The organism is Brachyspira hampsonii 30446 (assembly GCF_000316195.1).
Taxonomy (GTDB): Bacteria; Spirochaetota; Brachyspiria; order Brachyspirales; family Brachyspiraceae; genus Brachyspira; species Brachyspira hampsonii_C.
The window spans coordinates 269,841-292,116 of the sequence record NZ_JH994110.1; the positions used below are offsets into that span (position 1 = coordinate 269,841).

At 26.9% G+C, this 22,276-nt stretch carries 19 protein-coding genes; 9 read left to right on the top strand and 10 right to left on the bottom strand.

All coding sequences use genetic code 11. The annotated features are described in order from the left end of the window. Positions 1 to 152: 152 nt before the first annotated feature. From A966_RS01350 to A966_RS01380, 7 genes are all read left to right on the top strand, one after another. On the top strand, positions 153 to 1,205 hold the full coding sequence (locus tag A966_RS01350; protein ID WP_008721717.1) for a methionine ABC transporter ATP-binding protein: 1,053 nt from the start codon (positions 153 to 155) through the stop codon (positions 1,203 to 1,205). Continuing rightward, the gene (locus tag A966_RS01355; RefSeq protein ID WP_008721719.1) at positions 1,186 to 1,866 is read left to right on the top strand and encodes a methionine ABC transporter permease; all 681 of its coding nucleotides are present in this window, start codon (positions 1,186 to 1,188) and stop codon (positions 1,864 to 1,866) included. The genes A966_RS01350 and A966_RS01355 overlap by 20 nt, the downstream gene beginning before the upstream one ends. 25 nt (positions 1,867 to 1,891) lie before the next feature. Next, on the top strand, positions 1,892 to 2,845 hold the full coding sequence (locus A966_RS01360) for an L-lactate dehydrogenase (RefSeq protein ID WP_008721722.1): 954 nt from the start codon (positions 1,892 to 1,894) through the stop codon (positions 2,843 to 2,845). A 96-nt stretch (positions 2,846 to 2,941) separates the two neighbouring features. Further along, positions 2,942 to 3,739, top strand: coding sequence for a MetQ/NlpA family ABC transporter substrate-binding protein (locus A966_RS01365; protein ID WP_008721724.1), 798 nt, complete (start codon positions 2,942 to 2,944; stop codon positions 3,737 to 3,739). Between the two features lie 19 nt (positions 3,740 to 3,758). Further along, positions 3,759 to 4,547, top strand: a complete 789-nt coding sequence (locus A966_RS01370; RefSeq protein WP_008721727.1) for a MetQ/NlpA family ABC transporter substrate-binding protein — start codon at positions 3,759 to 3,761, stop codon at positions 4,545 to 4,547. A 12-nt stretch (positions 4,548 to 4,559) separates the two neighbouring features. Beyond that, entirely contained in the window at positions 4,560 to 5,342 is a 783-nt protein-coding gene (locus A966_RS01375; RefSeq protein WP_008721730.1) for a MetQ/NlpA family ABC transporter substrate-binding protein, read from the top strand. 78 nt (positions 5,343 to 5,420) lie between these two features. Next, complete coding sequence (locus A966_RS01380; RefSeq protein WP_008721732.1) at positions 5,421 to 6,236, top strand: MetQ/NlpA family ABC transporter substrate-binding protein; 816 nt, start codon at positions 5,421 to 5,423, stop codon at positions 6,234 to 6,236. A gap of 102 nt (positions 6,237 to 6,338) precedes the next feature. Here the strand turns inward: A966_RS01380 and A966_RS13690 are convergent, their stop codons facing one another. From A966_RS13690 to hisF, 4 genes are all read right to left on the bottom strand, one after another. Further along, positions 6,339 to 7,613, bottom strand: a complete 1,275-nt coding sequence (locus A966_RS13690) for a PD-(D/E)XK nuclease family protein (protein ID WP_232817725.1) — start codon at positions 7,611 to 7,613, stop codon at positions 6,339 to 6,341. A gap of 164 nt (positions 7,614 to 7,777) precedes the next feature. Beyond that, positions 7,778 to 9,442, bottom strand: coding sequence for a PD-(D/E)XK nuclease family protein (locus A966_RS13695; RefSeq protein ID WP_232817726.1), 1,665 nt, complete (start codon positions 9,440 to 9,442; stop codon positions 7,778 to 7,780). Between the two features lie 596 nt (positions 9,443 to 10,038). Beyond that, a complete protein-coding gene (locus A966_RS01390; RefSeq protein ID WP_008721734.1) occupies positions 10,039 to 10,419 on the bottom strand; it encodes a PepSY-like domain-containing protein in 381 nt (126 codons plus the stop codon). Between the two features lie 761 nt (positions 10,420 to 11,180). After that, positions 11,181 to 11,936, bottom strand: coding sequence for an imidazole glycerol phosphate synthase subunit HisF (gene hisF / locus A966_RS01395; RefSeq protein WP_008721736.1), 756 nt, complete (start codon positions 11,934 to 11,936; stop codon positions 11,181 to 11,183). Between the two features lie 138 nt (positions 11,937 to 12,074). On the opposite strand from hisF, the gene A966_RS01400 reads away from it, so the two are divergent. Beyond that, on the top strand, positions 12,075 to 13,466 hold the full coding sequence (locus A966_RS01400) for an MATE family efflux transporter (protein WP_008721738.1): 1,392 nt from the start codon (positions 12,075 to 12,077) through the stop codon (positions 13,464 to 13,466). A 140-nt stretch (positions 13,467 to 13,606) separates the two neighbouring features. Continuing rightward, entirely contained in the window at positions 13,607 to 14,782 is a 1,176-nt protein-coding gene (locus A966_RS01405; protein WP_008721740.1) for an acetyl-CoA C-acetyltransferase, read from the top strand. A 277-nt stretch (positions 14,783 to 15,059) separates the two neighbouring features. Here A966_RS01405 and A966_RS01410 read toward each other — a convergent pair whose 3' ends face one another. The 6 genes from A966_RS01410 to gap all read right to left on the bottom strand — a co-directional run bounded on the left by A966_RS01410 (position 15,060) and on the right by gap (position 21,813). Then, positions 15,060 to 16,367 (bottom strand): MATE family efflux transporter, encoded by a 1,308-nt coding sequence (locus A966_RS01410; protein WP_008721741.1) that lies wholly within the window; start codon positions 16,365 to 16,367, stop codon positions 15,060 to 15,062. Between the two features lie 505 nt (positions 16,368 to 16,872). Beyond that, positions 16,873 to 18,036 carry a bifunctional ornithine acetyltransferase/N-acetylglutamate synthase gene (argJ, locus tag A966_RS01415; protein WP_008721743.1) on the bottom strand — a complete coding sequence of 388 codons (1,164 nt, stop codon included), beginning with the start codon at positions 18,034 to 18,036 and terminating at the stop codon, positions 16,873 to 16,875. Then, on the bottom strand, positions 18,029 to 18,541 hold the full coding sequence (locus tag A966_RS01420) for a hypothetical protein (RefSeq protein ID WP_008721745.1): 513 nt from the start codon (positions 18,539 to 18,541) through the stop codon (positions 18,029 to 18,031). Before A966_RS01420 ends, argJ begins: the two co-directional genes overlap by 8 nt. A 72-nt stretch (positions 18,542 to 18,613) precedes the next feature. After that, positions 18,614 to 19,018 carry a hypothetical protein gene (locus A966_RS01425; RefSeq protein WP_008721746.1) on the bottom strand — a complete coding sequence of 135 codons (405 nt, stop codon included), beginning with the start codon at positions 19,016 to 19,018 and terminating at the stop codon, positions 18,614 to 18,616. Between the two features lie 396 nt (positions 19,019 to 19,414). Continuing rightward, complete coding sequence (locus A966_RS01430) at positions 19,415 to 20,614, bottom strand: phosphoglycerate kinase (RefSeq protein ID WP_008721748.1); 1,200 nt, start codon at positions 20,612 to 20,614, stop codon at positions 19,415 to 19,417. A 149-nt stretch (positions 20,615 to 20,763) separates the two neighbouring features. Then, positions 20,764 to 21,813, bottom strand: coding sequence for a type I glyceraldehyde-3-phosphate dehydrogenase (gene gap / locus A966_RS01435; RefSeq protein ID WP_008721750.1), 1,050 nt, complete (start codon positions 21,811 to 21,813; stop codon positions 20,764 to 20,766). Positions 21,814 to 22,276 lie beyond the last annotated feature (463 nt).

Genomic DNA, 22,276 nt, shown 5'->3' on the forward strand with positions numbered 1-22,276 from the left:
AAAAAAAAAAATTTTAGTTTTTATTTTCTTTAATGCCTATAGTAGAAATATTAGCACCCGCCCAAGTTTTTATTACTATTGACAGATATATTTAAAAATATATAATTTATAATATTTCGATAAATTGAATAATCTAATTTTCAGGATAATAGATGATAGTTTTGGAAAATGTTAGTAAGGTATTTAAAACAGCCAAAAATAAACAGCTTAATGCCGTTAATAATGTATCTTTAAAAATAAATAAAGGTGAGATATACGGAATAATAGGTTTTTCAGGAGCTGGAAAATCAACTTTAGTAAGATGCATAAACTTATTAGAAAGACCTACATCAGGAAAAGTATATGTAGATGAAGAGGAATTAACATCTTTAAAACCCAAAGAACTTAGAGAAAAAAGAAAAAAAATGGGTATGATATTTCAGCAGTTTAATTTGTTTAGTTCAAGGACGGTATTTAAAAATGTTGCATATCCTTTAAGATACAGAGGGCTTTCAAAGGAAGAGATAGAAAAAAAAGTTATGTCTTTGCTTGAGCTTGTAGATATAAAAGAAAAGGCTAATGTTTATCCTTCGCAATTAAGCGGCGGACAAAAACAAAGAGTTGCTATTGCCAGAGCTTTAGCTAATGATCCGCAGATACTTTTATGCGATGAGGCAACTAGTGCATTAGATCCGCAGACAACTTCTTCTATATTAAAATTATTAAAAAAGTTAAATGAAGATTTAGGAATTACTATAGTTGTAATAACGCATGAAATGAATGTAGTTAAGGAACTTTGTCATAGAGTTGCGGTTATGAATAAAGGAAGTCTAATAGAAGAAGGAGATATATTTGAAGTATTTTCTCATCCAAAAAATCAAATTACACAGGAGTTTATAGACACTACTTCAAATCTTTCAAAAATATATACACTTGTTGAAGAAAAGGATAAGATTACAAATATTAAAGCCGGCGAATGTATAGTAAGATTAAAATACAAAAAAGATAGTGTAGGAGAGGCTTTAGTTTCTCATGTATCCAGAAAATTTAATGTTGATGTTAATATAATATTTGGGAATGTAGAGCTTATAGATGATAGTTTGCTTGGAGGCTTGGTAGTGATACTTCATGAAAAAGAAAAAGGCGGTATCACTAATACTATAAAGTTTTTTCAAGAGCAAAATGTTGATGCGGAGGTAATAAAAGATGCTAGATATGATGAATAATTTAATGCCTAATGTTATGGCAGATTTACCTAGACTTTATCAAAGTATAATACAAACTTTTGTAATGCTTTTTTATTCAGGTATAATATCATTTTTTGTGGGTGGTTTTTTAGGCGTACTTTTAATAGTTACTAAGAGATTTGGAATAATGGAGAATATATTGGTATATGAGGTTCTTAGTAAATTGATTAACTTTTTCAGAGCAATACCATTTATAATACTTCTTGCCATGCTTGTACCTCTTACAAGATTTATAATGGGTACTGCTATAGGGGTAAAAGGAGCTATTATACCTTTAATATTCGGAACAGTACCTTTCTTTGCAAGACAGATAGAAAGTGCTTTAGCAGAAGTGAATCCGGGTTTAGTAGAGGCGGCACAGTCTATGGGATCATCACCTATTGCTATTATTTTTAGAGTATATTTAAAAGAAAGTGTAGCTCCTATAGCAAGAGGAACTACTATAACAGCAATTAGTTTAATAGGTCTTACTGCAATGGCTGGGGCTGTTGGGGCTGGCGGACTTGGTACTTATGCTATACAATCTGGGTATTATAGAAATAAATTAGATATTATATATGTGTCTGTAATACTTCTTGTTATACTTGTAGGTATTATACAGGCTGTAGGAAATTTCATTGTAAAAAAGGCTACACATTAAAAAAATATTAAGGAAAGGAATTTTTATGAATAATATAAAAAGAAGAAAAGCTGTATTAATAGGAGCAGGGCATGTGGGTTCGCATGCAGGATATGCATTAGCTTCACAGGGTTTGGTTGAAGAAATAGTTTATATTGATATAGATGAAAAAAAGGCATTCTCTCAGGCTTTGGATATATTTGATTCTACAGTATATCTTTCTCATAGAGTAGAAGTTAAATCAGGAAATTACAGCGATATTGATGATGCCGATATAATGGTAGTATGTGCAGGACCTTTGCCTACTATCAATCAAACTAGAATGGATACTTTAGGCTCTACAATAGAGGTTATGAAAGATGTGATAAATAATATAAAAACTACTAAGTTTTCAGGAATTATCATTAATATATCTAATCCTGCTGATGTTATTACTCATTATTTACAAAACAAATTAAATTATGATACTAATAGAATAATATCCACAAGCACAACATTAGATTCTGCCAGATTAAGAAGGGCTATATCAGAGGCAATTAATGTTGATCAAAAGTCAGTATATGCTTATGCTTTAGGAGAGCATGGAGAAAGCCAAATGGTGGCATGGTCGGCTGTAACTATAGCAGGAAAGCCTTTATTTGAGCTTATGAAAGAGAAAGAGAAATATTCAAAATTAGATTTGAAAGAATTAGCTAATAAAGGAAGAAGAGGCGGCTGGGATGTTTTAGAAGGTAAAGGCTCTACAGAGTTCGGAATAGGTACTGCTTTAGCTGAAGTTGCTCGTGCTGTACTTTGCGATGAACATAGGGTGCTTCCTGTTTCTGTATATTTAAATGGTGAATACGGTCAGAATGATGTTTATGCTTCTGTTCCTGCTGTGCTTGGAAGAAACGGAGTTGAGGAGATAATTGAGCTTAAAATGAATGATGAAGAGAAAAAATTATTTTCAGACTCCTGCAGTGTTATGAAAAAGAATTATGAGTTGGCTTTGAATATGTAATAATATTTATTAGGGACTATAGTATTATTATAGGCTCAATTATAATTAAATAATTTTTTAATAGAATTATATTAAAATGATAATGCTATGAAAAATATGAAAAAAATAATTTTATTTTTTACTTTTATATTTTCTGTTTCATGTTCTAATGCAGATAAAAATGTTAGTATTGTAAAAGTGGGCTATATAGGAGAATCTGATAAAGTTATTTGGCAGGAAGTCATGAAAAAAGTTTCTAATGAGAATATAGAGATAGAATTGATTTCTTATATAGACTATTTTTCTCCTAATAAAGATTTAAATGACGGAAAAATAGATTTAAATAATTTTCAGCATTATGCTTTTTTTAATCATGAATTGGAATCTAAAGGATATGAATTAACTGCTATAGCAGATACATGTATTGCAGCTATGAATATATACTCTTATAATATAACAAATATTAATCAGATTAAGAAACATGATAAAATAGCTATACCAGATGATGATTCTAATAGAGGCAGAGCTTTAAAAGTATTAGAGGCGGCTGGTATTATAAAATTAAAAGACCGATACAAGCAAAGTCCAACTATAAATGATATAAAAGAAAATAAGTTAAATGTGAATATAATTGAAGTTGATGCGGGTAGTATATATAACTTGCTTCCCGACATAGCATGTGCTGTTATTAATAGTAATTTTGCTTTAAGTTTCGGACTTAATCCTTACACAGACGCTATATTTAAAGATAATCCCAGCAACTATGCTGACAAAAATTATGTAAATATTATAGCTGTAAGAACAAAGGATAAAGATAATGAAATATATAAAAAGATAGTAAAAGCATATCAATCTGATGAAGTTAAAGAAATATATGATAAAAATTTTAATGGTATATATATAGCAGTTTGGTGATTTTATAAGTTGGAGAAATATGAAATATTTATTAAAGTTTTTTTTATTAATGAATATAATTTCCTGTGAAAGTTCTAATACTGAAATTGTCAAAGTAGGGCATATTGGAGAGTTTGATTATGATATATGGCAGCAAATAGATGAAGAGTTAAAGGTAGAGAATGCTAGATTGGAACTTATATATTTTGAAGATTATGATATTTTGAATAAAATGTTGAATGACGGAGAGATAGATTTGAATTCTTTTCAGAATTATATTTATTTTGTTAATGAAACTAATAGATATAATTATGAGCTTTATGTTATAGGAAGAACTTTTGTTGCTCCTATGAATATATATTCAAAATTTCTTACAAATATTAATCAAATATCATCAAATGCCAAAATAGCTGTTCCTGATGATGAAGTAAATTTATCAAGGGCATTGCAGATATTAAGAGAAGCAAATATTATTAAAATTGAAAGGTCTGATAAAAAATTTTATAAAATATCTAACATTACTGAAAATAATTTAAATATTCAATTTATTCCTATGGATGCAAATATCATTTACTATAATCTGGATAATTTAGATGCGGCAGTTATAAACTATGGTTTTATTTCAGGTCATGTAGGCTATAACATTATATATTATGATGATGTATCCAAATATTCGCATAGCGGTATGATGTCTTATGCCAATTTGATTGTATGCAGAGAAAAAGATAAAGATTATAATCTTTACAAGTTTATAGCAGAAAGCTACAGACAGAAAATGAGAAAGAAGATAGAGAGAAATGGATTAAATGGTCTTATTATGGCTGATTAAGGATATATGAACATGAAAAAAGTATTATTTATTTTATTATTATTTATTGTTTCTTGTAATTCTAAAAAAGAAAATATAGTAAAGATAGGATATATAGGTGAGTTTGATATAGATATATGGCAATATGTATCAAATGAGATGAAAGAACAAAATATCATTTTAGAATTAATACCATTTGCAGATTATGCTGTAATAAATAATGCATTAAACAGCAGGCATATAGATCTTAATCATTTTCAAAATTATGATTATTTTGTTAATGAAACAAATAAAAATGATTATTATTTAAGTATAATAGATAAAACTTTTACTGCTTCTATGAATATGTATTCAGAAAATTTGACCAATTTATCTCAATTGCATCTTCATTCTAAAATAGCAGTTCCTAAAGATGAAGTAAATTTATCAAGAGCTTTAAAAATATTGGAATCTATTGGTATAATAAAATTAATGAAAAAGAATGATATTAATTATCATTTTAATACAAATGATATAATAGAGAATTATTTGCAATTAGACTTTGAAGCTATAGATGCGGATAATATTTATTCTGTTATACACTCTGTTGATGGAGCCTTTATTAATTTTAATCTTAGTTTTGATGTTAAGGATGCAAATATTTTATATTATGATGATCCTAGTAAATACGATTCTGATATGTATATTAATTTAATAGCTGCCAGATTGGAAGATGAAAATAATATTGTTTATAAAGCTATAGCTGATTCTTATAAAAAGAGGATTAAAGAGGTTGTTGAAGCAGAAAAATCTAAAGGAATTATCATTAATTATTAGAACTTTTTATTGAAATTATTCAAAAAATAATATAATCTAAATATACTAATTTATTTAAAATTTAATAAAGGAGCGAAAATGAAAAAATTTTTATTATTGATATCATCAGTTATATTATCATTAATGATATTATCATGCACAAATAATTCTTCTGGTGATCAAAAGGTAGTTAAAGTTGGTTTTGCCGGAGAGTCTGATTATCAAATTTGGAATCCTATAGTAGCTAAATTGGCAGAAGAAGGAATAAAAGTAGAGTTAGTATCTTTCTCTGATTATACTATACCAAATCAGGCTTTAAATGACGGAGAAATTGACTTAAATGCTTTTCAGCATTATGCATACTTTAATGATGAAGTATCAAATAAAGGATATGATTTAACTGCTATTGCCGATACTTATATATCTGCTATGAATATTTATTCTACTAATATTACAGATGTAAAAGAATTAAAAAACGGAGATAAAATAGCTATACCTAATGATCCTTCTAATGGAGGAAGAGCTTTAAAAGTTCTTCAGGCTGCTGGAATTATTAAAGTAAGACCTGAGGCAGGAGATACTCCTAGTGTAAGCGATATAATAGAAAATCCTTTGAATATTGAAATAGTGGAAATGGATGCCGGTGCTATTTATGGTGTTCTTCCTGATGTTGCTTGTGCTGTTATAAACGGAAACTATGCTATAGATTTTGGTTTGAATCCGGGTTCTGATTATATATTTAAAGATGATCCTTCTATTTACAGCGGAAAATCTTTTGTTAATTTAATAGCTGCAAGAACTAAAGATAAAGATAATGAATTATACAAAAAAGTTGTAGAAACTTATCAATCTGATATAGTAGAAAAAGTTTATAATGAAAACTTTTTAGGTTCTTATCTTCCTACTTGGAAATAATAATTAAAAATAGTTAAATAATATAAAAGTAATATAAAAGCATGAGATAATAATAAATCTCATGCTTTTTTAGTATATAATTATTATTTTTTTATTTATATATTATAATGAATATTCATCATTGTCTTTTTTATAAGCATTCTCGCAGTAAGGAGCATTATAACAGTTTATACAATTTGTACTATTTGGTATATAAACTAATTCCCCTTCTAAAATTTTATTAAATATCTCATCAAAATAATCTTTCAAATTATATTCACTGTCAATATAACCGCATATAGATAAAAGCATATCCCTGTCATTATACATCTGATTTATTTTCTGAGATTCATTTATAATATCTTTTTCTCTATATACAGTAAAAACTACTTCGCAATGCTTTATTTTTTCTGATATATTTTTTTGTATATATTCATTAAGTATATATTTTAAATATAAAATAGGCTGCAAATATATTCTTATAGTTTCCCTTATAACATCTTTTTGAGTTTCTCCTTTTGCTTCTTCTGTTTTGTATCTTGACTTGTAATCAACAATTCTTATTCCATTGATATTTTTATGTTCTTTATCAGAGTAGCTTAAATCTATTCTATCAACTATGCCTTTTATTTTTATAGATAGATCTTTATTTTTATATATAATAAAATCTTCTTTGCTTCCTATGTATCTTTCAAAATATGTAGGTATATAAAAACAGCCCTCATCTTCTTCTTTTAGTTTGTTATTGATGATTTCTTTTTTTATAAAATATGACATAACATTTAGGGCTTCTTCTCTTATAACATTATAGTCAAATTTATATTCTAATAAATACTTTTCTTCTAAATCCTTTGATGAATACATATTTATTAATTCATTTATATGATTATCTACAACCTGATTTGCTATATTGCAGTAATTATTAAATTCGCTTTCTATTAAACGGCATCCTTCATCAGAGTATTGATTTTTTACTTCTTGATAGAAATCCTGAAAGAATTTATGATATGCTCTTCCTCTATCCATATAATTTACACCTTGTATTTTAGATTCAACAGATTCTTTTGAGTACAATCTTGAATAGAAGAATTTGGCAGGACATTCCATTATAGCCTGCAAAGTTGTAACGGATATTTTTTCTTTTAAAATATTCAAAAAGAAATTTTTTATATCTTCTTTATTATCAAAATCATGATGCATATTTTTATTATGCTTATGATAAACTGTGTCTATAATATTTTCTGCATTATCTATTTTATAAGCTATAGTATTATATAAAAATAAACTCATAAGATTTTCTTTATCTGTATGTATATTATCTTCTCTTTGTATATATTCTTTTCTGTATATAAGTCCGTTTTTCTCTAGATTTTCAAATTTAAAATCATCATTATACAATTCTCTGTATATATTCTCTAAATAATAAAATGGGATCTCTAAATTACCTTTTTCATCTTTAAATCTAAATGAAAAATAAATATTACTATCTTCATAGCAGCCTGATAATATATTTAAAAATAAAGCATAATGAATATCTGATAAATAACTTTGAGTATTAAAAACTATTTTTTTATTTTTTTATTTATAGCCTCTCTTAATTTAGCACTTATAAAAAATGTATTAGGTTTTATTTTGATAAAATCATTATTCATTCCTAATATAAATATATGTTTTAATTTTAATCCCCTAGCATCATATAAATTGCTTACTGTAAGAGTTATATCTTTATTTTCATCTTCGCCTATAGATTTATCTCTTAAAATTGTATTTAAAGCTGCATGAAAATCAAAATGGCTTATTTCCTGATTTTCTATATTATCAAGTTTTTCTGTATATGCTATTTCTAGTATAAGATTAATAAATAAAGCTAATGCCTCATTATCTCTGTAGAAATATTCATTCTTATTATTATCAATATCGTATGTATCTTCCATATTTCCAACATTTAAAAATTTTAAAATATTTATATATGCAAGTCCTATTTCTTTATAACTTTTCTTTGATACAAGATTATTCAATAAATCCAAAAAATCTACTATTGATTTTGAAGCATTATTATATTCAAATTTTTTAGAAATCTTATTTTTAAAATCTTTGAAAGACATTTTTGAAAATATTTCTATAGAGTTATAATCTTCATAAGAATAAATTAAATCTCTTATATTATAAGGATTAATTCCATCAAGTTTTATATATGAACTTGATAATATTTTTATTAAAGTATCTGCATCTATTTCACCATTATATTTATCTAATATTAAAAATATTGAAGTGAGTACAGGTATTATAGGCACTTTCCATATAAAGTTAGCTCTTCTTTCATTAAACTTTATTTGGCATTCTTTTAATCTATTTGAAACAATATCACTGTATAACTGAATATCTGAAAATATTATTCCTATATCATAGGGATTAACTCCTTTTTCTATCAATTTCATTATCTCATCAATGACTGTATCTACTTCTTGTTTGGCACCGAATCCGGATATGAACTTTATTTTGTTTTTATATTTATTTATATCCTTATTTTCTCCTATAAGTGCTTTTGCCAGATTTGAATTTTTATTTACTTCAAAATTATCAATACCTTGATAGAATGATTTATAATTATTAAAATGTTTTTCCATATTATAAGGCATTATAACTTTTATAGTTTTATTATAATGTTTTTTTATAGATTCAAGAAATATCAAATGCAAAGGCGGTATTTTCTCAAAATTGTAAATTGTTATATATTTATAAGTAGTTAAAAATTCTAATTCCTTATTTTCTATAGATTTTATAAAAAGCTCGAAAATATCAAATTCATCTAACAAATTATTTTCTTTGTTATATTCTTTATATAGATTTATTATTTCATTTATATCTTTAAGATTATTATATTCATCTAATTCAAATCCGTAGAATTTAGCTAATGTTATTTCTTCTATTAGTTTATATAAAGTGTATGCCAATTCATAAGTTGTATTTTGTTTTGATATTAGTGCTTCTTTATTTTTTGTTTTATATTTAAATAATATATTATGAATATTGATTATTGCTATTGATTCATCTATATCCTGAACATTATGTTCTATTTTGTAATTTTCAAAAAATATTTCTTTGCTGCTTTTATAGTATTGATGCAGAGTCTGATAATTGGTTATATCCAAAGTATATTTTTTGAAATTATTTTTTAGATAATTATTCTTTGCTTTATAGTTAGGAAATAAAAATAATTCTTGCATATATAGTATCTCTTTTTTTATTTAATTATACTTGAATGAGTATATTTTGTCAAAATAAGTTTTTATTTATTATGATGATTTTTATAACGCACGGTAAACAGACTTTTATTTATAGTTTGTATTATAATTTTTGATTAGTATATATTTAAAATACTATTCTGCGTGCGGTTATATATTTTTTAAATTTAAAAAATACTTGGGCGGGTGCTAATAAATTCTAATTATACAACAAAAAAACAAAAAACCTTAACTGCAGATTTAAATAATAAGTCTAGAGGGTGGGGTATGTAATTAGATTAAAAAATTAAAAGACCTTAATAATTCAAGCCTTTATTTATAGTCTAAATCATAACTGCTGATGAGCATATATTTTAAATACTATTCTGCGTGCGGTTATATATTTTTTTAAATTTAAATAATACTTGGGTGGGTGCTAATAAATTCTAATTATACAATAAAAAAATAAAATACTTTAATGCAGATTTAAATAATAAGTCTAGAGGGCGGGGTATGTAATTAGGTTTAAAAATTAAAAGACCTGAATATAAAAATATCCAAGCCTTTATATATATTTAGAAGATACAAAATGATAAAAGTTATGCCATTATTAATTGTCCGTTATTTCTTATGCATATTTCCAAAGAATTAGTCAATCTTATTTTGTAAAATTCTATTCTTTTGCTAACTTCAAAAATATAAGCATTATTATATTTTTTCATTATGTTTTTTATTTTACCGGCTATATTTTTTGGAAGTATATTTTCAGATAATTTATCATCGCTGCTTATATAATTCCAAGTTCCGTTTTTGTCGAAATTTATATAAGTACCATTACTTAATTTTATTTCATATTGTTCTTTTCTTATGTCAATATAAACTATTTTAGCTTTGCTGTAATTAGAAGCGATAAATCTTCTAATATTTTCAGGTAATTTACTAGGTGTAATTTTAATAAAAAGGTTTAAGCTGTTAGTCATGATGTATCTCCTTATGTTTAGTATTGTAAAATCTCTTTACATTTATAATTATAGCAGAATGTAAAAATTAAGCAATATTTATTTACAAATAATTTACAATAAATTTACAAAACATATAGATATTTATTAGTTATTAATACATGTAATACATAAATGAGTTATATATAATAAATTACTGTAAAATATATTTACAAATATTAAGAATTAGCTATAAATATAGGACTTTAACTATAAAAATTAGAAATAAATTTGAAATTTTGATTAAAATCTGTAATTTCTTATAAAAAAGTAGAATAAAAAACTTTATTTACATACCCCGCCCTTTATATTTTTTAATTAGTTTAGAAAATTATATTTGAATTTTCCTAAATGCTTAATTAGAAGTTTAAGGCACCCGCCCAAGCGTTATTTAAATTTGTTGTCCGCTAAACGCACGGTGAATGAAATTTTATATATTATTTGAATTATGATTATTAATTGACTTATATTTTAAGTTCTGCTATGCGTGCGTTTGAATAATTCTTAAATCTAAGTATATTAGGGTGGGAATTAAAAAGTCTAATTTTAGCCATAAAAAAATAGAAGATAAGAGTTTCAGATTTAACTTATAAAGCTAGAGGGTGGGCAAGTGTAATTAAATTTAATAAATTATTTACATCCCCCGCCCTTTATATTTTTCAATTCATTAAGAAAATGATGTTTAACTTTTCTTAAATGCTTAATCAGAAGTTTAAGGCACCCGCCCAAGTTTTTATTAAAATTTAAAGTCTTACTTTAATATTATTCTTATGAAGATATTCTTTTAATTCTTTAATATCTATTTCTTTAAAATGAAATATCGAAGCAGCAAGTCCGGCATCAACACCTTTAACTTGAAATACATCTTTAAAATGCTCCATATTTCCTGCTCCTCCTGAAGCTATCAAAGGTATAGAAACATTATCAGCTATTTCCTTAAGTAATTCTATATCAAAACCATTTTTTACCCCGTCAGTATCAATACTATTTATTACAAGCTCTCCAGCCCCATTCTTCTCACCTTTTATAGCCCATTCAATAGCATCAATTCCTGTATCTTCTCTTCCTCCTTTAGAAAATACAGAATATTTTCCATTAACTCTTTTTATATCTATAGAAAGTACAACACATTGGTTGCCGTATTTTTCAGCAGCTTCTCTTATTAAATCAGGATTCTTTATAGCGCCGGAATTTACGCTCACTTTATCAGCTCCGGATTTTAAAACCATATCAAAATCTTTTATAGTATTTATTCCGCCCCCAACTGTAAGAGGTATAAATATTTCATTTGCTACTTTTTCAAGCACATTGACAAATAATTTTCTTCCTTCATAAGAAGCAGTAATATCATAAAACACAAGCTCATCGGCTAAAGAGTTATTATAATATTTAGCAAGCTCTACAGGATCGTCTACATCTTTTAATCCTTCAAAATTAGTACCCTTTACAACTCTGCCGTCTCTTACATCCAAGCATGGAATTATTCTTTTTGTTATCATATAAAAACACCTAATTTAATTTATGAAATTATATAGTAAAAAATATATTTCGTAAAGTAAGTTGAAAATTATATTATTGAAAAAACAGAAAAATAAAATATACTTAATACAATTATTTTTTATAACGGATTTTATCTTATGAATAATGATGTAATTTCTAATCCTCTATACTATGAGAAGCCCTATAAACTTCTATTTAAATATGCCACACCTAGTATTATATCAATGCTTGTAGGTTCTTTATATAATATAGTAGATCAAATATTTATAGGCCAGGGTATAGGCATTAATGGTAATGCAGCTACAAATGTCGCTTTTCCGCTTACTATAATTTGTATGTCCATAGCATTATTTCATGGATTCGGATGTGCTTCATTTTATAGTATATTATTAGGTCAGGGCAATAATAAAAAAGCTGCTAAAATTATAGGAAATACTATTGTATTAGTATTAATATTTGGAATTATATTTACAGTAATAGTAAAAATTTTTAATAAAAAGTTAATGATGATGTTCGGCTCTACCGCAGAAGTTTTGCCTTATGCAGTTGAATATACAAATATAACGGCTTTAGGTTTTATACCTTTTATATTTTCTACAATGATGAGCCATATAATAAGAGCAGACGGAAGTCCTCAGTATTCTATGTTATCTGTACTTATAGGTGCTGTTATAAATACTATATTAGATCCAATTTTGATATTCAAATTTGATATGGGTATGTCAGGAGCGGCACTTGCTACTATAATAGGACAGTTTGTTTCATTTATTATGGTTATAAGATATTTATTGAGATTCAAACATGTAAAATTTGAAAGAGATAATTTTTTAATAGAACCTAAAAATATATTAAAAATATATTCATTAGGCTCATCACCAGGCTTTAATCAATTAGCTATGATGATAGTTCAAATTACAATGAATAATGTACTTAGTTATTATGGAGCTAATTCTATATACGGCGGCAATATACCTTTGGCAGTAGCAGGTATTATTGCTAAAGTTAATACTCTTGTAATGGCATTTATAATAGGATCATCACAGGGAAGCCAGCCTATTATAGGTTTCAATTATGGAGCTAAAAATTATGATAGGGTAATTGAAACATATAAACTTACTATAACAATTACTACAATTATGGCTTTTACAGCATTTTTATTGTTTCAATTATTCCCAAGACAGATTGTAGGAATATTCGGAGACGGAAGTGATTTATATTTTCGTTTTGCAGAAGAGTATATGCGTATATATATGGCATTAATGGTTATAAATGGTATTCAGCCTGTAACAGGTACTTTCTTCACTTCTTTGGGTAAGGCATTTAAAGGAGCTTTTATCTCTATGACAAGGCAGATTATATTTTTACTTCCGCTTATCATAATACTTCCTAGGATACTTGGCATAGACGGCGTAATGTATGCAGGACCTGTAGCTGACGGAGCTGCTTTAATCGTTACTGTTATATTAGTCAGTAGAGAAATAAAACATTTAAAAAAACTTAATAATATTGAGAATAGTTCATCTTGTTAGATGTATAATAAAACTTTAATATACATAATAAAAAAATTACAAATAAACTTGTAAAAACAATTTTAAATTGCTATACTATAATATAATAGTTTACATTAAAAAAATAACCTAAATAGTAAAATAATTTTTAAGGAGAAAGCATGAAAGAAATAGTAATAGCAAGTGCTGTTAGAACACCTGTAGGCAAATTCTTAGGATCATTTTCAAATGTATCTGCTGTAGAATTAGGTACAATAGCAGTAAAAGAGGCATTAAAAAGAGCAAATATCAAACCTGAACAAGTTGATGAAACTTATTTCGGCTGTGTTATACAATCAGCACTTCTTCCAAATGTGGCAAGACAGATTTCTATTAATGCCGGAATACCTGTAGACAAACCGGCATTAACTATAAATATATTATGCGGTTCAGGATTAAGAGCTGTATCAATGGCAGCACAAATGATTAAATCAGGAGATGCTGATATAGTAGTTGCAGGCGGTACTGAAAATATGAGTATGGCTCCATATACTTCTTCAGCTATGAGAATGGGTGCTAGAATGGGCGAAAGTAAAATGCAGGATACTTTACTTAATGATGCTCTTATTTGTGCTTTTGAGCATTATCATATGGGAGTTACTGCTGAAAATGTTGCAGAACAATGGGGTATTACAAGACAAGAACAAGATGAGTTTGCATGCAGAAGCCAGAACAGAGCAGAAGAAGCAGTAAAAAGCGGAAGATTTAAAGATGAAATAGTACCTGTTACAATCAAAACTAGAAAAGGCGAAATAGTAGTTGATACAGATGAACACCCTACTTTTGGTACTACTATGGAATCTTTAGCTAAATTAAAACCTGCATTCAAAAAAGATGGTACTGTTACTGCTGGTAATGCTTCTGGTATCAATGATGCTGCTTCAGCTGTAGTTATTATGTCTAAAGAAAAAGCTGATGAGCTTGGAATTAAACCTATGGCTAAGATTTTAGGTTATGCTACTCATGGTGTTGAGCCTAGAATAATGGGTATAGGACCTATAGAGGCAACTAGAAAGGCTTTGAAAATGGCTAATCTTACAGTTGAAGATATGGACTTAATAGAAAGTAATGAGGCTTTCGCTGCTCAGTCTATAGCTGTTGCCCGTGAGTTAAAATTCAATATGGACATAGTTAATGTCAATGGCGGAGCTATTGCTATAGGTCACCCTATAGGAGCTTCAGGAGCTAGAATACTTACTACACTTCTTCATGAGATGAAAAAACGCGGTTCTAAAAAAGGACTTGCTACGCTTTGTATAGGCGGCGGTATGGGTACTTCTTTAGTTGTAGAAATGTAATTTATAATTAATATTATAAAATATGATGGGTTAAGGCTTAATACTTAAGTTTTAACCCTTTTTTATTATTAATAAAATTTAAAACTATTATACATATACTTGTGTAACATAAAATAAAATTTATTAAAAATATAAAATTAATACATAAATAATAATAACAATAAATTCAATTATATAAATAATATATTATATTGATTGTTGCTAAATACTTAAACTATGATATCCATATTATCCATTTTTTCAAAGTTTATTATTTTACTTGAAATTAAATTTCCGGTCAATTTTTATATCTTTTATACTTATTAGAATTAATAAAAAATACAAAAGAAAAAATACTTGTTAAAATTTCAGCCGTTGGAAAAGAAACCCATACTCCTGTCATATTAAAAAGCGATGATAAGATAAATATTGAAGGAATTATAAATATAAATCCTCTTAATATAGATATTATAAATGATGGTTTAGCTTTATCCATAGCAGAAAAATATACGCATGTAATAATATTATAGCCTGCAAATATAAATGCTGTGAAATATATACGAAGTCCATTAACCGATATTTTTTGAAGTTCTTCAATATTATCTCTATTAAAAATCGAAGTTATTTCATTGGCAAATACATAAGTGATTATATAAACTAAAATAGAAATGATGCTTGATAAAGCAAAAGCGTATTTGTATATTTTATTTATATTCATTTCATTATTATAATTCATACTTATAATAGGCTGCATTCCTTGACCCATTCCTGTAAATATTGCTATAATTACCAATGCTATATTGGCAGTTATTCCATAAGCGGCAACTCCTATATTACCAGCAATACTTAATATTATTATATTAAAAGCTATCATAACAATACCTGATGACAGTTCTGTTATTAAAAAAGATATTCCAAGAGATGATATTTCAAAAAATTGTTTAAAACTAATATTAGGTTTAACAATGAAAAATGTGTTTTTCTTTTTAATAAAAACTGATGATAATATGAGTATACTTATAAGAGGCGAGAAAACAGTTGCTAATACCGCTCCGAATATACCCATATTAAAAGGAAATATAAATATATAATCAAAAATAATATTAAATAAACTTCCCATAAGCATAGCTGTCATTGCAAGTTTTGGGTGATTATCATTTCTGACAAATCCTAAAAGTACATTATTTAGCATAAACATAGGTGAAAATAAAAGTATCATCTTTATATATGTATTTGTCATACTATGTATATTATCTCTAGCTCCTAGAATATATGCTATGCCTGATGTAAATAGAATACTTACAATGATAAATAAAGCAGATATTATTAATATATAAATTAAAGAGTTCGTAAATATGATATTAGCTTCATTATTTTTATTTTGAGTTTTTAATATAGCGTATTTAGTAGCAGAGCCCATACCAAGCATTAGTCCAATTCCGTTAATTAAATTAAAAATAGGTATAGCTATATTTAATGCCGTTAGTCCGTCAGATCCTATTCCTCTTGCCACAAAAAAAGTATCAGCAAGTATATAGCATGATAATCCTATCATTCCAAATATATTAAGTGATACATATTTAATAAACATATTCAAAACATTCATAAATATCCCCTATAATAAAAAAACGTTTGCGTTCATACTTTCTAAGGCCTACAGTATGAATACAAACGTTTTAAAAAAATTTATCCGGCGACAAATTTTATTATTTTTATAGATATTGATACTTATTATTATATATAAAAAATAATATAAGTCAAATAATAATGCTTTAATTACATACCCCGCCCTTTTATATTTTTTACTTATTCTTTAAATCAATAATTTAATTTTTCTTTTTTGCTTTATTCATAAAAGCATGCCCACCCAAGTGTTAATTAGATAATGAGTATATTTAAACGCACGGTGAACAAATTTTCAATTATAGATTTATTTGCAATAATAATTTAATCCATATTTATAGTTTTGCTAACCGTGCGGTTGGGGGCATAATAAATTTATTTTAAACTAGGGTGGGTGCTAAAAAATTCTAATTTGATAATAGAGAAATTAAAAGTTAAAATATCAGATTATAACTATAAGTGTAGAGGGCGGGGATTAAAAAAAGACCTTATATATTGTAAGAAGAATGTATAGATATATATTCCTGAGTGAGATCAGTGAAATAATAATAATCCTCATATTTTGTATTATATCCTAAATCTATAGTTATATAATTTTCTTTTCTTTCTGTATCAATATTATATTTATTTATTATACCATTTTTATAAATTTCCACATCGTTTACATATAGTGCAATATTATTTATATTAATATTGCAATTACCTACAACAGATAATATCTTTTCAAAATTAGGATTTTTAGAAAGAAATAATATCTTAACCAGATTTGAAGTAGCTATTTTTTTAGCAATGTCAAAAGCATTACTCTGAGTCTTGGCTCTTTTTATTGAAACTATTATTGTTTTTGTTATTCCTTCTCCGTCAAGTATTATCATTTTTGCTAGATATGCACATATTTCATCTAGTTTGTATTTTAATTCTTTAAATAATTTTTTATTTTTCTCAGTGATAATTTTATTTGCCAAAGCTCCATTTGCCATTATAAGAGCCATATCATTTGTAGAAGTTTCTCCGTCTACGGATATTCTATTTAAAGTTTTATCTATTGCCCCTTTAAATGCTTTATCTAAAGCTCCTTTTTCTATATTCAAATCTGTAAATATAAAAAGAAGCACAGTAGCCATATTAGGATGTATAATAGAACTTCCCTTTGCAATTGCATAAAAATTGGCAGTTTTTCCTGAAGATACTTCTAATTTAGTAGTATATATCTTATCAAATTTATCTCTAGTTTGAATTGCTCTAGAAATATTATTAAAGTTATTATTAAAATATTTATCAGATATCTTTATAGCTTTTTTTATTTTTTCTGTTTCAAGCGGTATTCCAATAATACCGGTGGAAGCCATTAATATATTATCTTTTTTTATATTAAATGTTTCAGCAGCATATTTAACGACATCTACAACATCATCATATCCTTTTTTACCGGTTAAAGCATTAGCTATTTTACTATTAACTATTAATAATTCTATATCATTTTTATCATTCTTTTTAGAAAATACAATAGGAGCAGCCTGAAAGCTATTTTGAGTATATACAGCAGATACAACACTTGGGGGATCGCTTTTAATTATAGCCAAATCATAATCATTATTTTTAAGCCCCGACTTCATTGCTGCAGAAGAAAACCCCAGCGGTATATCACACATTAAACAAATCCTCCTCTTCCGGATCTGAATCATCTTCTATTTTTTTCACTTTTCTATTTTCATAATTTATTCTTTTTCGTACAAAAAATCTAGTATTCTTTCCGTTTTGTCTTTCCTGTATAATTCCAAAAGTTCCAGAACCTAAATAAACTATTTTATCTTCTTCTTCCATATCAGCAATATTATTATCTTTAATTTCATTTAATATGCATTCAAAATGAGCGAGCTCTCCGCTTGCATTATGCCTTATAGCCTCTTCTATTATATAAATAGGTTCATTACATATAGGACATATAGGTCTTTCAACCTCTTCTTTCATACGCTTTTTAAGATAATTTTTTTCGTATTCCTCTATGCTTTTTTCCTGATATTTATTATATTGATTATTATATTTTTTTTTGTAAAATTTGGTTTTATTTTTTTTGCCGAAAAACTTTTTGTTATTTTCTTTATTATTATTAAAATTATTATTATTATTAAATTTTTTGAATTTCTTCTCTGACATCATAAGCCTTTTGTATAATAAAGCAATACTTATTACTGAAGTATTGCTTTAATTTATATAATTAACAATTAATTATTCATCAAAATCATCATCATAATCATCTTTATCATCATAATCATCGTCATAGTCATCATCATAATCATCGTCGTCGTCATCGAAATCATCATCAAAATCGTCGTCGAAATCATCATCAAAATCATCTATATCATCATCATAATCGTCATCATCGTCGTCATAGTCATCATCATAATCATCATAGTCATCGTCATCATCGTATTCGTCATCATCATCATAATCATCATCGTCGAAGTCATCATCATCATCAAAATCACCATCATCATCATAATCGTCTTCGTCGTCATAATCATCATAATCGTCATCATAATCATCATCGAAGTCATCATCATGTTTGGCAAAATAACCATTATTCAATATATTTAGTTCGTCTAAAAAATAGATAGATTCTAATTCTTCCATCATTTGCTCCATAATTCATAATTTTAAAGCTATAATAATACATAAGTTTTTTTTGTCAAGTATAAATACCTTTAATTTTAAAAATTATTTAATAATACGAAATAAAATAAATTATACAAAAATATAGTGTATTATAATATATTTTGAGTAACTTACTGAGTATTAGTATTTTTATTAAGGAATATTATAATTATTTATCTGATAATACATAAATATGCTAACAATAATATCTTTATTGAAAAATACTATTAATTGCAATTATTTATCTTGTAATACAGCAATACCTGGAAGTTCTATTCCTTATATCATAAAATCAAAATAGCTAACTAAAAAACCTCTGACAGCTAAAGCTATCAGAGGCTCGCTATTTTGATTGAAAATATTTATTAATTACAATTACTTATCTTGTAATACAGCAATACCAGGAAGTTCTATTCCTTCTAGGAACTCTAAAGAAGCTCCGCCGCCTGTAGATACATGTGTCATTTTATCCGCAACACCAGATTTGTTAACAGCAGATACACTGTCTCCTCCTCCAATTATGCTTACACAATCAGAATTAGCTATGAATTTAGCTACTTCAAATGTTCCTTTAGCAAAATTAGGCATTTCAAATACACCCAATGGTCCGTTCCAAACAACTGTTTTAGCATTTTTTAGTATATCTTCAAGCTCTTTCAAAGTTTTAGGTCCAACATCCATACCCATCCAGCCTGCAGGTATAGCATTAGAATCTACTGTTTTAAAATTAGCATCATTATCAAATTTATCAGCTATAACATTATCAACAGGCAAATATAAAGTTTTATTTAATTCTTTTGCCTTTTCCATAATTTCTTTAGCTGTAGCTATATAATCATCTTCGCATAAAGAAGTACCTATTTCTAATCCTTTAGCTTTAAAGAAAGTATAAGCCATACCGCCTACAACTATTAAAGTATCTACTTTATTAAGTAAGTTTTTAAGTACAGAAATTTTTGAAGAAACTTTAGCTCCTCCAATTATAGCTACAAATGGACGAGCAGGATTAGCAACTGCATCGCCTAAATATTTAATTTCTTTTTCCATTAAGAATCCAGCAACAGCAGGCATGCCAGCTTTAGCAGATACTATACCAGCAGTAGAGGCATGTGCTCTGTGTGCAGTACCGAAAGCATCATTAACATAAACATCAGCCAAGTCAGCTAATTGTTTTGAGAAGTTAGGATCATTTTTCTCTTCTTCTGCATGGTATCTTAAGTTTTCAAGTAGTAGTACATCGCCTGCTTTAAGTTCAGAAGCCTGTTTTTTAACTTCATCTCCTATGCAGTCTTTAGCAAATTCCACTTTATTATTAGGAAGTTTAGTTTTTAAATAATCATAAACAGGTTTAAGAGAATATTTAGGATTAGGCTCACCCTTAGGTCTTCCTAAATGGCTCATAAGTATAAGACAAGCACCTTGAGAAAGTATATATTCTATAGTAGGCATAGCAGCATCTACTCTTGTAGTGTCTGTAATTTTTGAACTAGTTTCTTTATCAAGAGGTACATTAAAGTCCACTCTCATTATTACTTTTTTACCTTTAATATCAATATCTTTTACTGTTTTTTTCATGTTTTAATCCTTATATTATTATTGCTTATAAATATATAACAAGTACAAAAAACATTTAGTATTATATATCTATAAAAATTTAAAGGGTGCTATAATTAAATATAACACCCTTTTATTATAGCTTAAAAAATTTTAATTATTACTAATTATTATTTTTTATTGTACATATATAATAATAAATCAACTACTCTGTTAGAATAACCCCATTCATTATCATACCATGAAACAACTTTGAAAAATCTTTTTTCGCCTTTTAAGTTATTTTGAGTAGTAGCTAGAGAGTCATAAATAGAACTTCTATTATCATGTATGAAGTCGCTAGATACTAATTCTTCATTACAATAACCCAAAACACCTTTCATATAAGTTTCAGAAGCTTTTTTCATTAAAGCATCGATTTCTTCTATAGAAGTTTCTTTTTCACTTCTGAAAGTTAAGTCTACAACAGATACATCAGGAGTAGCAACTCTGAAACTCATACCTGTTAATTTACCTTTAGTAACCGGTAAAACTTCACCAACAGCTTTAGCAGCACCTGTAGTAGATGGTATTGTGTTTACAGCAGCAGCGCGTCCGCCTCTCCAGTCTTTTTTAGAAGGACCGTCTACTGTTTTTTGAGTAGCAGTATAAGAGTGAATAGTAGTCATAAGACCTGTTTCTATACCGATACCTTCTTTAAGAAGTACATGTACTAATGGAGCTAAACAGTTAGTAGTACAAGAAGCGTTAGATACTACATGATGATTAGCAGGATCATATTCTTCATGGTTTACACCATAAACAAAAGTTCTTAAATCGCCTTTACCAGGAGCAGAAATAATAACTTTTTTAGCACCAGCTTTGATATGTCCTTCTGCTTTTTCTTTTTCAGTGTAAAGTCCTGTAGATTCAATTACATATTCAACACCCAAATCTTTCCAAGGAAGCTGTTCTAATTGATTTAATGGAGCTGCTTTAATACATTTTATTTTGTTTCCATTAACTACTAATACATCTTCTCCCTCATGTCCTATATCTGCTTTCATTTTACCATGAACAGAGTCATATTTTAATTGATAAGCAAAGTATTCAGCATCAGTGCTTACATCTACAACACCTACTACTTCTATTTCTTTACCTAATAAACCGCGTTCTACTAATGCCTGAAAAACTAGACGGCCAATGCGTCCGAAACCATTTATTGCTACTTTTACAGCCATAAATATACTCCTAAATTAAAATAATATCCTATACGCGAACATATAAAATTCACCTACTATGCTAACATAAATAAAAGATTAAGTCAAGATTTTTTGTGTAATTTACTCTTAAATATAAGAAGTTATTAATTATTTTTTATTAAATATATCAAAATAAAAAATAATTATTGGTACTAAAAATATTATTGATTTTTAATGCTAAATATTTTATAATATAAAAGTTATATGGACACTTCAGAATTTTATACGAGTTAAAAATCGGAGGTGTTTCTATGATGGACATTACTTATATTAAAAGTCAATTTATTATGGCTTTTTATCTCATTAAATACTTAATTCTTTTAAGTATATCTATTATATTATTCTTTGCAACATAATTTTATTTTTTAATTATAAATACTTTAAGTTAGTGTATTGTATGTAATTTTGTATGGTACACTGAATGCGGACTATTTTTATTAGT

Coding starts and splice junctions, on each gene's coding strand:
- A966_RS01350 (WP_008721717.1), top strand. CDS start 153: ATGATAGTTTTGGAAAATGTTAGTAAGGTATTTAAAACAGCCAAAAAT.
- A966_RS01355 (WP_008721719.1), top strand. CDS start 1,186: ATGCTAGATATGATGAATAATTTAATGCCTAATGTTATGGCAGATTTA.
- A966_RS01360 (WP_008721722.1), top strand. CDS start 1,892: ATGAATAATATAAAAAGAAGAAAAGCTGTATTAATAGGAGCAGGGCAT.
- A966_RS01365 (WP_008721724.1), top strand. CDS start 2,942: ATGAAAAAAATAATTTTATTTTTTACTTTTATATTTTCTGTTTCATGT.
- A966_RS01370 (WP_008721727.1), top strand. CDS start 3,759: ATGAAATATTTATTAAAGTTTTTTTTATTAATGAATATAATTTCCTGT.
- A966_RS01375 (WP_008721730.1), top strand. CDS start 4,560: ATGAAAAAAGTATTATTTATTTTATTATTATTTATTGTTTCTTGTAAT.
- A966_RS01380 (WP_008721732.1), top strand. CDS start 5,421: ATGAAAAAATTTTTATTATTGATATCATCAGTTATATTATCATTAATG.
- A966_RS13695 (WP_232817726.1), bottom strand. CDS start 9,442: ATGCAAGAATTATTTTTATTTCCTAACTATAAAGCAAAGAATAATTAT.
- A966_RS01390 (WP_008721734.1), bottom strand. CDS start 10,419: ATGACTAACAGCTTAAACCTTTTTATTAAAATTACACCTAGTAAATTA.
- hisF (WP_008721736.1), bottom strand. CDS start 11,936: ATGATAACAAAAAGAATAATTCCATGCTTGGATGTAAGAGACGGCAGA.
- A966_RS01400 (WP_008721738.1), top strand. CDS start 12,075: ATGAATAATGATGTAATTTCTAATCCTCTATACTATGAGAAGCCCTAT.
- A966_RS01405 (WP_008721740.1), top strand. CDS start 13,607: ATGAAAGAAATAGTAATAGCAAGTGCTGTTAGAACACCTGTAGGCAAA.
- A966_RS01410 (WP_008721741.1), bottom strand. CDS start 16,367: ATGAATGTTTTGAATATGTTTATTAAATATGTATCACTTAATATATTT.
- argJ (WP_008721743.1), bottom strand. CDS start 18,036: ATGTGTGATATACCGCTGGGGTTTTCTTCTGCAGCAATGAAGTCGGGG.
- A966_RS01420 (WP_008721745.1), bottom strand. CDS start 18,541: ATGTCAGAGAAGAAATTCAAAAAATTTAATAATAATAATAATTTTAAT.
- A966_RS01425 (WP_008721746.1), bottom strand. CDS start 19,018: ATGGAAGAATTAGAATCTATCTATTTTTTAGACGAACTAAATATATTG.
- A966_RS01430 (WP_008721748.1), bottom strand. CDS start 20,614: ATGAAAAAAACAGTAAAAGATATTGATATTAAAGGTAAAAAAGTAATA.
- gap (WP_008721750.1), bottom strand. CDS start 21,813: ATGGCTGTAAAAGTAGCAATAAATGGTTTCGGACGCATTGGCCGTCTA.